The sequence below is a fragment of the Streptococcus pluranimalium genome, from assembly GCF_047785745.1.
Lineage (GTDB): Bacteria > Bacillota > Bacilli > Lactobacillales > Streptococcaceae > Streptococcus > Streptococcus pluranimalium_B.
This window is the reverse complement of the sequence record NZ_JBLOJT010000041.1, coordinates 1-14,122: the sequence shown is the minus strand read 5'-3', so window position 1 is coordinate 14,122 and position 14,122 is coordinate 1. Positions and strand designations below refer to the sequence as shown.

At 39.0% G+C, this 14,122-nt stretch carries 11 protein-coding genes, 2 pseudogenes and 1 riboswitch; of the genes and pseudogenes, 3 read left to right on the top strand and 10 right to left on the bottom strand.

The genetic code is table 11. The features are described 5' to 3' along the window. Positions 1–142: 142 nt before the first annotated feature. From ACMZ6U_RS05975 to ACMZ6U_RS05955, 5 genes are all read right to left on the bottom strand, one after another. Positions 143–955 (bottom strand): hypothetical protein, encoded by an 813-nt coding sequence (locus ACMZ6U_RS05975; protein WP_416107085.1) that lies wholly within the window; start codon positions 953–955, stop codon positions 143–145. Between the two features lie 42 nt (positions 956–997). Then, on the bottom strand, positions 998–3,643 hold the full coding sequence (locus tag ACMZ6U_RS05970) for a valine--tRNA ligase (RefSeq protein WP_416107083.1): 2,646 nt from the start codon (positions 3,641–3,643) through the stop codon (positions 998–1,000). Between the two features lie 404 nt (positions 3,644–4,047). Then, positions 4,048–6,111, bottom strand: a complete 2,064-nt coding sequence (locus ACMZ6U_RS05965; protein WP_416107081.1) for a cation:proton antiporter — start codon at positions 6,109–6,111, stop codon at positions 4,048–4,050. A 5-nt stretch (positions 6,112–6,116) separates the two neighbouring features. Beyond that, entirely contained in the window at positions 6,117–6,356 is a 240-nt protein-coding gene (locus tag ACMZ6U_RS05960) for a hypothetical protein (protein WP_416107079.1), read from the bottom strand. 48 nt (positions 6,357–6,404) lie between these two features. Beyond that, on the bottom strand, positions 6,405–6,959 hold the full coding sequence (locus ACMZ6U_RS05955; protein ID WP_416107077.1) for a tRNA (mnm(5)s(2)U34)-methyltransferase: 555 nt from the start codon (positions 6,957–6,959) through the stop codon (positions 6,405–6,407). Between the two features lie 112 nt (positions 6,960–7,071). Between ACMZ6U_RS05955 and ACMZ6U_RS05950 the strand changes: the two genes are divergently transcribed. Continuing rightward, positions 7,072–8,082 carry a YeiH family protein gene (locus ACMZ6U_RS05950; RefSeq protein ID WP_416107075.1) on the top strand — a complete coding sequence of 337 codons (1,011 nt, stop codon included), beginning with the start codon at positions 7,072–7,074 and terminating at the stop codon, positions 8,080–8,082. 82 nt (positions 8,083–8,164) lie between these two features. Here the strand turns inward: ACMZ6U_RS05950 and ACMZ6U_RS05945 are convergent, their stop codons facing one another. The 4 genes and pseudogenes from ACMZ6U_RS05945 to lctO form a co-directional block, all read right to left on the bottom strand. After that, positions 8,165–8,818: a phosphatase PAP2 family protein gene (locus tag ACMZ6U_RS05945; RefSeq protein ID WP_416107073.1), complete on the bottom strand. Its 654-nt coding sequence runs from the start codon at positions 8,816–8,818 to the stop codon at positions 8,165–8,167. Positions 8,819–9,176: 358 nt separating this feature from the next. After that, positions 9,177–9,737 (bottom strand): ECF transporter S component, encoded by a 561-nt coding sequence (locus ACMZ6U_RS05940; RefSeq protein WP_416107071.1) that lies wholly within the window; start codon positions 9,735–9,737, stop codon positions 9,177–9,179. 76 nt (positions 9,738–9,813) lie between these two features. Next, positions 9,814–9,938, bottom strand: a riboswitch (FMN riboswitch). A gap of 471 nt (positions 9,939–10,409) precedes the next feature. Continuing rightward, on the bottom strand, positions 10,410–11,117 hold the full coding sequence (locus ACMZ6U_RS05935; RefSeq protein ID WP_416107069.1) for a YoaK family protein: 708 nt from the start codon (positions 11,115–11,117) through the stop codon (positions 10,410–10,412). A 235-nt stretch (positions 11,118–11,352) separates the two neighbouring features. Further along, positions 11,353–12,488: pseudogene (gene lctO, locus ACMZ6U_RS05930) on the bottom strand (L-lactate oxidase). Between the two features lie 245 nt (positions 12,489–12,733). Between lctO and ACMZ6U_RS05925 the strand changes: the two are divergent. Both ACMZ6U_RS05925 and ACMZ6U_RS05920 read left to right on the top strand, forming a co-directional pair. Then, on the top strand, positions 12,734–13,561 hold the full coding sequence (locus ACMZ6U_RS05925) for an exodeoxyribonuclease III (protein ID WP_416107067.1): 828 nt from the start codon (positions 12,734–12,736) through the stop codon (positions 13,559–13,561). 75 nt (positions 13,562–13,636) lie between these two features. Beyond that, positions 13,637–13,903: an alpha/beta fold hydrolase gene (locus tag ACMZ6U_RS05920; protein ID WP_416107065.1), complete on the top strand. Its 267-nt coding sequence runs from the start codon at positions 13,637–13,639 to the stop codon at positions 13,901–13,903. A gap of 115 nt (positions 13,904–14,018) precedes the next feature. Here the strand turns inward: ACMZ6U_RS05920 and ACMZ6U_RS05915 are convergent. Then, a pseudogene (locus ACMZ6U_RS05915) lies at positions 14,019–14,122 on the bottom strand (IS5/IS1182 family transposase); the annotation flags it as partial.

Genomic DNA, 14,122 nt, shown 5'->3' with positions numbered 1-14,122 from the left:
TTGTTGTTGAAAATCAACTAGCACCACGAGTTTATTTATATATTTTCTTATATCATAGTGGCTATATTTCAACCCACTTTAAATATCTAATTTTACAATAGTTAGATTTTATCTGTACACCCTAACCATTTCAATTCTAGAACTACCTCAAAAAATTTCTTACTACCAGAATAAGTATTGGAGCAATAACTATACTAATAGAGTTAAAATTGTTAATAAGACTTGTTTTTAACTTAGATTCATATACTAAAATTAAATCAAATAATCTTTTAACTAAAACATTTAAACTAAAGAATAAAAGCAACAAAATAACTACCGCTACTATTACTGAAATAAGAGGGGATAATTCAGATAGATTAGCAGGATATTTAAAAGCCTGTATAAATCCTTGTTTAGTTGCAAAATAAGACCATAAATACAAAATAGTTGCTATTGCAAATCCTATTGTTTTAGTGATACGCTGTTTACCAAGTCCGTATTTAACGACTATTGAAAGCACATAGATGGAAAGCATTAATAATAATTGGTTTAATGTTTTATCAAATGATATAACTAGATTGTTTATAATCACATCTATATTTATTTCTATTCCATGAGATAAAAAATTATTAATTAGATTTAAAATAAATAAAATTAAAATAATTCCAAAAGATATATTTAATAAATTGCTAGATAAAAATTTTCTATCTTCAAACCTTTCATTTTCAAATTTATCAAGTTCATCCTTTAAGTCTATATTTATACTCTGAGGATTGTTAATTTGTATATATCCGTTTTGAATGCTTATATCTCGAAAATCAAAATTTGAATTATTTTGATAATTATAATTAGATATAATATTTTCGATCTGTTTTTTATCCGATAAATCACTTCGAATTTGCCATAATAACGATAAAATAGGAATCCCATATGTAATAAAACCAGTAACTATTGTTGTTATATTTTGAAAATCCATTTTCACTTCCTCTTATTCAATAATAAATTTAAATCAATTAAGCTACAACTTCTCCATCTCCGCAATCCTCTGCTTAGTCGCATCGAATTTGGCTTGGTAGTCGGCTTGTTTGTCGCGTTCTTTTTGGACGACTTCTGGTTTGGCGTTAGCGACGAAGCGTTCGTTGCCAAGTTTTTTGCCGACCATGTCCAGTTCTTTCTGCCATTTAGCCAGTTCTTTATCAAGTCGAGCTAATTCTTCTTCGACATTGAGCAAGTCTGCTAGTGGTAAGAAGATTTCAGCTCCTGTGATAACCGCTGACATGGCTAGTTCTGGCGCTGTCAAGTCAGCAGAGATTTCCAAAGTTTCTGGATTAGTGAAGCGTTTGATGTAGTTGACATTTGACGTGAAGAAGCTTTCTAACTCGGTGTCGCTTGTTTTGACCAAGATAGTGATTGGTTTTGATGGGGCTACGTTGACTTCCGCACGCGCATTACGAACGGCACGAATCAAGTCTTTCAAACTCTCAACACCCTTATGGGCGTCAGCATTTTCAAAGGCTTCATTGACCACAGGGTAGTCAGCTGTTACGATAGACCCTTCAGCGTACTGAGCAAAGATTTCTTCCGTTACAAACGGCATGATTGGGTGAAGCAAGCGGAGGATCTTATCAAGCGTGTAAAGAAGAACGGCACGCGTTACCACTTTCTCCTCTTCATTGTCACTATAAAGCACTTCCTTGGTCAACTCAACATACCAGTTGGCAAACTCTTCCCAAATAAAGTTATAAAGGATGTGCCCCGCCACACCAAACTCGAACTTATCAAAGTTTTCAGTGACTTTAGCGATGGTTTCATTGAGGTTATGGAGAATCCAACGATCGGTGACATTGCCAGCCTGACCGCTAGCCACTTGCGCAACTTTGTCAGCAGCAGTTTCCAAGTCCAGTCCTTCGTTGTTCATGAGGATGTAGCGTGAAATGTTCCAAATCTTGTTAATGAAGTTCCAAGAGGCGTCCATTTTTTCGTAAGAGAAACGCACGTCTTGTCCCGGAGCAGAACCATTTGAGAGGAACCAACGCAGGGCATCGGCACCGTATTTCTCGATAACATCCATTGGGTCGATACCGTTACCAAGAGATTTAGACATCTTGCGACCTTCTTCGTCACGGATAAGACCGTGAATAAGAACGTTTTGGAATGGTTGACGTCCGGTGAACTCAAGAGATTGGAAAATCATACGAGACACCCAGAAGAAGATGATGTCATATCCCGTTACCAAGGTTGAGGTTGGGAAATAACGCTGGAAGTCAGCTGAGTCTGTGTCAGGCCAACCCATGGTTGAGAAAGGCCAGAGGGCAGATGAAAACCAAGTGTCAAGAACATCTTCGTCTTGCACCCATCCGTCACCTTCTGGAGCTTCTTCGCCAACATACATGTCACCATTCTCGTTGTACCAAGCTGGGATTTGATGTCCCCACCAAAGCTGACGAGAGATAACCCAGTCGTGGACATTTTCCATCCAGCTCATGAAGGTATCATTGAAACGTGGTGGGTAGAATGCTACCTTGTCATCAGTATCTTGGTTGGCGATAGCATTCTTAGCCAATTGGTCCATCTTAACGAACCATTGGGTTGACAAGCGTGGCTCAACCACAGCCCCTGAACGTTCAGAATGACCGACTGAGTGCACACGTTTTTCAATCTCGACAAGGGCACCAATTTCTTCCAACTTGGCTACTACGGCTTTACGAGCTTCAAAGCGGTCCATACCGACGAATTCAGCAGCTAGTTCATTCATGGTACCATCATCGTTCATGACGTTCACTTGTGGCAAGTCATGGCGTTGACCAACTAAGAAGTCATTAGGGTCATGAGCCGGTGTGATTTTCACGACACCAGTTCCAAATTCAGGGTCAGCATGCTCATCCGCAACGATCGGGATAGCTTTGTTGACGATTGGCAAGATAACGTTTTGACCAATCAAGTCTTTGTAACGATCATCTTCTGGATTAACCGCAACCGCAACGTCACCAAACATGGTTTCTGGACGCGTTGTTGCTACTTGAAGGGCGCGTGAACCATCTTCAAGCATGTAATTCATGTGGTAGAAGGCACCCTCCACATCTTTGTGGATAACTTCGATATCAGAAAGAGCTGTGCGAGCTGCTGGGTCCCAGTTGATGATAAATTCGCCACGGTAAATCCAGCCTTTTTTGTAGAGGTCTACAAAGACCTTACGAACAGCTTTTGACAAACCTTCATCGAGGGTGAAGCGTTCACGAGAATAATCGACAGAAATTCCCATCTTACCCCATTGGTCCTTGATGGTTGCTGCGTACTCGTCTTTCCATTCCCAAACTTTGTCCAAGAATTTCTCACGACCTAAATCGTAACGCGTGATGCCTTCGCCACGCAAACGCTCCTCAACCTTAGCTTGAGTGGCAATACCAGCATGGTCCATCCCTGGCAACCAGAGCGTATCAAAGCCCTGCATGCGTTTTTGACGAATGATAATATCTTGCAAAGTCGTATCCCAAGCATGTCCCAAGTGCAACTTACCAGTAACATTTGGCGGTGGAATAACGATAGAATAAGGTTTGGCATCAGGATTTCCAGATGGTTTGAAAACATCTTGGTCCAACCAAGATTGATAACGCCCAGCCTCAACCTCGGCTGGATTGTATTTTGGTGATAGTTGTTTTGACATGTGGTGTCCTTTCTTATGAGTTAATTGACTTAATAAATTCTATTGATAACGCTATAATATCGCCTGTCGTGACGGAAAATCCTAGCGGACTTTTCCTACTCCATGCATTAGTTTTTGAAAAAATTATTATCGAATGTTTTCAAAAACGTCAAAATCCCCGCCCAGCTCACGCTAGACAGGGACGAATTTCTTTTTTGAATTCCGCGGTACCACCCACATTCGGGTTTAAGACCCGCTGCTCTTTTTATACAATTTGATAACTCAGCAACTAGTTTTGACATTTGTGCGGATTTCTCAGTAACGCCGCTTCCTGTGACAAATGGACTTCAAAACACCTCTGATAGGATTATTATAGCAAACCTCTAGGTCAAATACAACGAAAACATTAAAAGCTCAACGACTCTTTATTTTTGACTGGCAAAGTTAAGGAATTCATATGATAAACTCGTGGTCGTGTCATTAAGTGAATAATTTTCTAATTCATTGACATTGCTACGGAGTTCTTGAGCATAGTGATTGGAAATAAGTCCGTCAGCTTCAAACTCGGCAATGGTTTTACGTTCCAAATAGTATCCTCGTAAAATGTCGTCATTACTGTTTGGAATCCAGTGCATGATAACACGTTCCACAAATAAGCCAGATTTAATCAACTCCGCATCACGCAAGCGAGCATTTTGGAGATAATCAACTAAGGGATGATTGTAATAACCTTCTAAATCTTCAAGTGCTTCAAGAATGAGCTCGGTATTTTTCAAGTAGAGATTTGTGATACGATCTCGGTTTTGCTCTGTTAAACGACGATGTTGCTTCGGCACCTTCTTCAAAGCTCTGAATCGAGCACCAAAAGTGACGATTTCACGAAGACTAGCACGAACCACGCGCATAAAAATCCTAATACCATAGGTAAAACTAGACACAAAGCTACGGTTGACTTGTTTTTCTAAAATCTTCAAATAACCTTGATAAATCCGATATTCCTTAAGATCAATGTTCTCTTGATTATAGGCATACTCTAAACCTTGGCTTTCAATATCAATCATAAAGAGTTGGAGACTAGCCAAATCTCTTTTGACACTGGCTGGTTCTTGCTCCAAAATTAAGCCTTGGATTCGAGCGTTATAATTATCGATAACCGCGTAAAGTGAGGCATTATCGGGATTATCCTTACTATCTTGCTCTAGGATGGTCAAAACCTTGGTCAAGATAGAAATCCTCATAAAGTTATCAACTGGCTTGTCAATAGCTGGTGCAAGAAAAGGTAAAATCAATAGTCCTGTTAAGAAACTCAACAAGGTCACTCCCGCAACCATAAATAAGAGAAGGCTATATTGCAAATTCTCCATTCGAGGTAACAAGAGAATAGTCGCTATAGAAACCGTTCCTTTAACGCCTGAAAAGGTCAACAGAAAGATTTCTTTCCAAGACTTGCGCAGTATCTTCTTCTTAGACCATTTTAACCAAGCATAATAAAGTCCAATCATGCTAAAACGCAGTAGGAATAAAAGTCCTGTCAAGACCAATAATAATGACAACAAGTAGCCGTTACCATAATCAGGACTTGTTAAAACTGGGACGAGAATACTGGTCAATTCCGAACCAAAAATCAGAAAGACCACACCATTTAGCATAAAGTTAATGGTCTTCCAAATAACATTGGTCACCCGGTAAACCTGAGCATCAAAGAGAGTCACTTTTCTGAGTCTCCCTGCCTGCATGACACCTGCTATCACAACAGCAATAATGGCTGATACCCCTAAGGTATCAGCAACAAAGTAGGAGACCATCGGGAGCGCTAGCTCCAACAACAAGGCACCTGTGACATCAGCTGCGTCGAATTTCTCCAAAACCGATAGAAAGACACGGTTCAAAAAGGCAAATAAGAAGCCAATCCCAAAGCCACCTGTAATGGATAAGAGTAGCTGCACGCTAGCCTGTCCGATAGAGAAGTAACCTGTCAGAAGTGCTGTTACGGCAAACTGGAAGGCAACCAATCCGCTGGCATCATTGAGAAGTCCTTCTAGTTTGAGGACATTTTCCACGCGCTTAGGAAAGGCAAATCGCTTGGCAATCGAAATGAAGGCGACGGCATCTGTTGGCCCTAATGCTGCTCCGAGCGCAAAGTAAGCCGCCATAGGCAACTCAATCGGCAACAAATAACTAGCAACTGCACCAATCCCTAGAGCGGTCACAAAAACCACAGGTAAGATAAGAAAGAGAATCAATGACCGATGCCTCAAAAAGCTTCCGACATCTGCTTCTTCACCCTCCCGAAAGTTTAGCGGGGCAATAACGAAGGCCATAAACAGTTCCGGATTGAGATCTATCCCTTTTCCACCTTGGAAAATCCCATAAGTAATCCCCAGCAAGAGCTGGACCAAGGGCAGGGGGATTTTCGGAAAAACCCTATTAATGACATTGGATAAGATTAAAGAAAAAAGGAAGATAATCACCAGGATGGACATATCCATATTGATCAACCTCCCTTATTGTCTTCTGCAAAAGCTTCTTTTAAGTCAGCAATTTTCTGATCAACAGCCTGACAATCTTTTTGAGTCAACTTTAACTGGCAGCGTTCTTTTTCAAGCGCCATCAATTTTTTCTTCATTTTAGTCATTTTGGGCGAATCAACAAAATGACTATCATTTTGCGATGGTTGTTCAATATATTTTTGGCGTAATTCTGATAAACGTTCAGTAATGGATTGATGAGACATAACTACTCCTTTTCATTTTGCCATTGTAACAAAATTCTCATCAGAAAACTAGAAAGAAGTGAGTTTTTCCACCATGACTAAAAACGGCGGTGTATTGATTTGATTAAGTGCCTGATAAAGCATAACTGTATAGGCTTTTTGATCTAGCTGGCTAACAAAGTTTAAGACGGCATCCTTTTCCATTTCTCCCCCTTCATGCCCATAATAGATCATAATAGCCAAGCGACCACCCACTTCTAATCGGTCGAGTACTTTTTCAATGGCTTGTAAGGTTGTATGGGGTTTGGTGATGATGGACTTATCAGCACTAGGAAGATAGCCCAAGTTAAAGATTGCTGCTCTAAGTGGTTCTCTCACATAGTGATCAAGATTTTCATGCCCATCTAAAATCAAGTCTACATTGCTAATGTCTTCGGCTTCTAAGCATTGCCGTGTTTTTATTACTGCCTCTTCTTGCACATCAAAAGCGTAAACTTTACGACTGCATTTGGCTAAAAACAAGGTATCATTTCCCTTTCCCATAGTCGCATCCACCGCAACACTCTCGCTATCTAATACTTCTGCTAAAAAATCATGAGAAAACTCAAGCGGTCTCTTCATCATATTCTCTCCTTCAACTGTCCTATAAAAGAAATTCAGAAGATCCATTCGCTCTTCTGTACATTTATAATTGTAAACACTATAATTAAAACAAAAACACGAAGAGGAGGCAACCGTGTCTACTTTAAAATTACGCCTACCAGGACTAGCACTTTGCCTAGTCATCGCTACGAGCGCCTGGTTCCTCGGCCAATCCTTACCACTGATTGGCGCACCTGTTTTTGCCATTTTCATCGGCATGATCATCGCCATTTGGCACACTAATCGCAGTCAAACCCAGGCAGGTATCAACTATTCCTCAAAAACCATCCTTCAAACAGCTGTTGTTCTCCTTGGATTTGGTCTCAACCTCAAACAAGTCCTAGCTGTCGGTAGCCAGTCCCTCCCCATCATCCTTGCGACTATTTTGACGGCTTTATTGCTCGCTTTTCCTTTGAAAAAAATACTAAACCTTGATCGTCACATCGCTACACTAGTTGCCGTTGGGTCATCTATTTGCGGTGGCTCTGCCATCGCTGCTACCGCACCTGTTATCAAGGCTAAGGAAGAAGATGTTGCCCAGGCGATCTCTGTCATCTTTTTGTTTAATATCCTAGCCGCACTGTTGTTTCCAACCTTGGGGCATGCACTAGGTTTATCTAATGATGGCTTTGCTCTCTTTGCAGGAACAGCTGTCAACGATACGTCTTCTGTAACCGCAACAGCAACAGCATGGGACAATCTCTATAACGCCAATACACTTGACGGTGCTGCCATTGTTAAACTAACGAGGACATTAGCGATCATTCCTATTACACTAGGGCTTTCGCTTTATGAAGCAAAACGGCATCAAACAAGAGATAGAGACAAGGCTTTTGAGTTAAAAAAAGTCTTCCCCACCTTTATTCTCTATTTTATCTTAGCATCGTTAATGACTACTGTCCTACCTCTACCAACGCCTCTGGTCGGCTTTTTAAAAAACACCTCAAAATTTTTCATCATCATGGCCATGAGCGCTATTGGTCTTAATACCAATATAGCCAACCTTTTCAAACGCGGTGGCAAAGCCATCATTATGGGCGGGCTTTCTTGGTTTTTCATTTCCTTTGTCAGTCTACTCATGCAAAAACTAATGGAACTTTGGTAAGTAAAAACGAATTTGGAAGACCAAATTCGTTTTTGTTTTAGGCTCTATCATTTCCGTAATAGGTAACAAAGAACCTTTTTCCTTATTTTTGTTTTCCTTGAAAACGAGCTTCAAAGCGTTTCTGATCGTAAAAAGGGTAAATGATATTTAGACAAGCAAACCCTAAAATAAAGCCCCCTAGAACATCTGTTGGATAATGAACACCCACGTAGATACGTGATAAACCAATCAAGGCAATCAAGACTGCTATTAAAGCTTCTACTAATATTCTCAAACCTTTTAATTTGATTCGCTGATGAACAATGATAAGTATAAAACCATAGATCATCATCGAACCCGTCGCATGACCACTAGGAAATGAAAAACCATGAGCCGATACTAAATGTTCTAGACTCGGTCTCGCTCTTTCGTAAAGATACTTAGAACCAACAATCAAGAGACCAGAAAAAGCTCCTGTAAGCCCTAGGAAAATAGCTTCTATTTTCCATTTTTTCACAAAGTAAATAAAGGCAACTAGAACAATCAGAATAAAAACAAAGGTTAAGGTATTGCCCAAAACCGTGACGCCACTAAAGAAAGAAGTGGCTGATGCTGGTAGAGAACCACGCACTGCTGTTTGGATAGATTCATCAAAGGTAACCAATGTTTCAGGATAAAACTTGACTGTATAACCAAGTATCATGAATAAAACAAGAGCGATAGAGGCTCTCAATAGATAAGTTTGTTTATTTTTCATAATAGTATTATAACATTTTCTCTCAGATAGTAAGGGTAAAAGGAGTTGGAAAGATCTCTAACGAAAAAAGAGCCCATCTTATCTCTTTTATCTCCGATTGAAAAGATTACTCAAACCTTTCCTCATCTGCTTCCTCTTCAATCAGATGAATAATTAGAAGAAATCGGAAATCAGAAAAAGACTAGCTTCTCTCTACTGACCTAGATCTGATTCAAATCCTAAGAACAATTATTCAGCAGTTGGCACTTAAAATAAAAACCCTAAACCACTAGATAAATCACTTATCATTTCTCCCAACCACTGTGTTCAGATCTTACAAACAATAGAAAAGCTAGACTTTACGCCCAGCCTCCATTAGCTAATTTTGATATTTTAAAAGAACATTTTGAGTTCCCAAGTATGCAGGGTAAAAGACTAGCGATAAGATAGCTCCCTGCAAGAGGTTAAATGGTATAACAGCTGGTACAATATATGAAGTCATCGTTAGAGCTTCTGGTGGCCATCCTGCAAACTTGATGTAAAGCGGTATTGCGAAAAAGAGATTCAATACTAACATGGCTATTGTTAAAACTATTGTCGCAATAACAGCTGCTGAGACATAGGTCTTAAGCGTCTGATGATTTTTCCAGATAAGAGCAAATACCGTTACAAACGAACCAAGAGCAAGTACATTCATTGGCATACCGACCCAGGTATTAACCCCTTCAAAATTCAATATGAATTTTAAAAGCGTACGTAAGAGCAAGACAACATAAGCCGATTTTAAATCAAACAACAATAAGGCTAATAAAATCGGAATTACACTAAAATCAATTTTCAAAAAACTTGCTGCTGGCAAAATAGGAAAATTGAAAAAGAGCAATAAAAATGAAATAGCTGAAAGGATAGCAATATAAGCCATCTTACGTGTATTTGTCATCAAAGGTTCCTCCAATTTCTTAAAAATCAGAGAATCTGAAGATTGGCTGTCAAAAAGCCAGTCTTATCTAGTCAATCTTCGTCTTCTCCCATCCAGACTCTACTGTCGGTTGTGGAATCACACCACATCAGCTTGCGCTCGCGGACTTCTAGTTACCTATACACCGCCGGTCGGGAATTTCACCCTGCCCTGAAGACCCTTACATTATAGCACGCGACAAGCCAATGCGCAATCCTTTTTCTTTAAAATGTTAATTCGCTAGCTTCTCAAAGTCAATGTTAATGCCATGCCATCTCGTTACTAGCCATAAGGCAATACAGTCCAATCAATTAACTTTCAGGAAGAAAATTAAGATGCAAAAAGCTCAAAGCCCCCTGGGAGGTTTTGAGCTCTAATCTTAGAAATCAAAAAAATGAAGATTATCAAAGGTCATTTAACAGACTATAAAACACCACTAATTACCTTGAAGCTGCCCTCCAAAAAAGATTAACTATTTATTTCTTCCTAAAGAAATAGCAGCAAATAGCCTAAAATAAACAGTCACTAACATCATAAAAAGTCATTCCTTTTCTCAGGCAGTAAGACCGGGTACTGCATTTCAGTCACTAAAGCTACTTACTAACCGTGACTCTGTACAACAAAAAACAAGTCCTCACCGAGAACTTGAATACCTTATAATTTCTTGAAAATATTCCTAGAGTTATATTGCGGACCATTTTTAACACCTAGTAACATATAAACATTTAAGAAGAATAGAGGAATCAAACTAAAAATCAACGATAATTCTCCTAATCGAATACTCAGGAATGTTGAACACATAGCACCTAACGAAAAAGTCGCAAGGATAAACAAAATATTACGCCCATCTTTTCTAACTTTTGTATCCTTCTCGATAAAACCCTTGACCCAGTAATAGGCGGCATTCTTGATATTACCAGTCATCATCACAGTTGCAAAAGGCGTCCCCCGAATAGACTTAAAACTATCAACCTGAAATGACATAAAGAGTGCTAAAATGCTAAAAATAATATAAGGATGAAAAATTTTCAATCCCAATACGGCAATCAGGCACAAACCTGTCAATATCAAACTAGCAAACAAGTGCCAATGAAAACGATTTTTAAGAACCCAAGACTTAACAAAATAAGTCATAATCTGGCCAATCATAAAAACAATAATAGGGATTAAAAACTTAATAGCCTCAAGCAAACGCCCTTCAGCCAGTCTAATCCCCATCATCAAGAGATTACCAGTTTGAACACCAGCAAAATGCCCCCCTTGAGTCAAATAGGTAAAAGCATTAATAAAGCCACTAATAAAGGTCACCAAAAAAGCACATAACATGCTTTCATAGATATGATAAGATTTCTGTCGAAACATTCTGTCACTCATTCTAAGATACGGGAATCAAACCCAGACATGCTTTAACACATCTGATAGCTTTCAAAACTGTTCCCTTCAGCCTGACTTAGCTAATCCTCCATCAAAATTTAAGAATATAATTATCTTTACTAAAAATAACTATTTTTCCCTTAATAGTTTTATCAAAAGTCTAACTATTCGTCAATCAGTATTCCTTAAATCTGATGTTTCCACCAGGTTTAAGAAATGCCAATTAATCCAATTTCAATTCATTTTGACTGAATGGAATAGATGAATCATAAGGATTATGACGAAGTTTGAAATGGCGCATATCTTCAATCGTTTGTGTGCCGGCTAACTGCATGACCATCTTAAGTTCATCATTGATTTTCTCAAAGACTTGACGATTACCGACATTTCCACCCATGGCAAGACCATAGATGACTGGACAACCAAGGGCTACCAAATCAGCCCCTGAAGCAAGAGCTTTAAAGACATGTTGCCCACGACGCACATCTGAGTCAAAAATGATTGGAACACGTTTATCTACAACCTCTGCAACCTCTTAAAGGGAATCAAATGATGCTGGCCCCCATCCAATTGACGACCACCATGGTTGGTTACCCAAATACCTGATGCACCTGCATCTAAGGCTCTAAAAGCATCTTCTGCACTTTGCGGACCCTTAACATAAACAGGAAGACCAGAATACTGCGCAATGAATTCCACGTCCTTTGGAGAAAGAGCTCGTTTAGCTGATTTGTAAACAAAATCCATGGATTTACCAATACCTTCTGGAAGATATTCTTGAACAATCGGCATATTACATGGGAATGTGAAGGCATTACGTTTATCCACTTCACGTTCTCCTCCAACGGTTGCATCAGCAGTTAAGACAATCGCCTTAGCACCCTGCTCTTTAACACGATCCATAATATGGCGGTTAATGCCATCATCTTTACTGAAATAGAATTGGCACCCCTGAGGGCTACCATTCAAAGCTTGCATAATCTCTGGAAGATCAGTTGAAGAATAGGAGCTTGTCGTATAAATTGTTCCAAATTCACCAACACCCTTAGCACTCGCAACTTCCCCTTGTTCATTAGTCAACTTATGAGCTGCCACAGGTGCCATAATAATAAGTGATGTCAATTGATCTCCATCAAACGTGACACTAGTATCAGGATTTTCAACACCTTTTAGAGTATGAGGCACAATAAGTTTATGGTTAAACGAACGAATGTTTTCGTGGAGAGTGAAGGTATCCCCAGCACCACTAGCTATATAACCAAATGCGCCTTTTAGAATGGCTTGTTGAGCCATTTTTTCCAAATCAAGCACATTAACAAAATCTACAGTTCCTTCGGCTTTACTTGTTTTAAAATCCATAAAAGTCTCCAATTTATTTTTTGTTTGTTAGCGCTTCCGAAACATAAGGTTGTTCTATCTATATTTGAAAACGTTGTTAACTAATTAAGCTTATTTTAAAAGGTTTTTTTGAAGTTTCCAATATTAAATTGATTGACATTTTCATATTTTTAAGTGCTTATTTTCACATATAAGTGACTAACCTCGCTAAGAAAAATCATTTTTGCTATAATAAAATAACTAATTTTATAGAAAAGGATAGATTCATGAAACTCATTTCTTGGAATATCGATTCCCTAAACGCTGCCTTAACTAGCGACTCTTCCCGTGCCCTTTTATCACGAGCTGTTATCGACACCTTGGTCAATGAGGATGCAGATATCATTGCCATTCAAGAAACCAAATTATCATCTAAAGGACCAACGAAAAAACATTTAGAAATACTGCTCGAGTACTTTCCTAACTATATCAATGTCTGGCGCTCTTCCGAAGAACCTGCCAGAAAAGGTTACGCTGGTACCATGTTTCTCTATAAAAAAGAACTTAATCCCATTGTAACTTTCCCGACAATTAATGCACCAACAACAATGGATCTCGAAGGTCGCATGATTACCCTTGAATTTGAAGACTTTTTTGTAACACAAGTCTATACGCCAAATGCTGGAGATGGGTTAAAACGCCTTGATGATAGACAAATCTGGGATGCAAAATATGCCAACTATCTCGCTGAGCTTGACAAACAAAAACCAGTCCTTGCAACAGGAGACTACAATGTCGCTCATAAAGAAATTGACCTAGCTAATCCAAACTCTAACCGTCGCTCTCCTGGCTTTACCGATGAAGAACGACAAGGCTTCACAAATCTCTTAAACCATGGATTTACCGACACTTTCCGCCATATCCATGGTGATATCCCCAACGTATACAGCTGGTGGGCGCAGAGAAGTAAAACCAGTAAAATCAATAATACCGGATGGAGAATTGATTATTGGTTAACATCAGATCGAATCGCCGATAAAGTAACGAAATCAGAAATGATTTCTTCAGGAGAGCGTCAAGATCATACGCCAATCCTTCTAGAAATTGATTTGTAAAACAAAAATCTTTCTTGTATCTTCTTAAGAAATCATATAACAGAAACAGATAAGCTTGAAATTGTGACGCATAAGATGAGAGAATATATCATTAGAGGAACAAATAATAAAATTCGATACAACGATTTTTCAGGTGCACTAACACCTATTATCTTTATACATGGATTAGGATGTGCAGGCTCCTTTGATTATATAGAAGTAATCTCTCACATGCAGTCTAAACACCGAATCATTTTAATTGATTTATTGGGTGCAGGTTACAATGATAAACCATTATCTTTTGACTATACGTTTGATTCACATGTTAAATACCTAAAAGAATTTGTTGACGATCTTAATTGAACTGCACCCCAAAAGTTAGACACAAAATCTAACGATTGGGGTATTTTTCTTATGAAGTTAAGTTATAAAGCCCTTAAAAGACGATTAATGTGTGATAGTTTGACAAAAGCAACCTCTGACGATACCGATTTTTCAACATCCTTAGCCAATCTTCGAGAGTGGTTCAACCAAGCAAAAGTTCGCTCAACAACCCAACGTTTGGAAATGATTTGCCAGCTA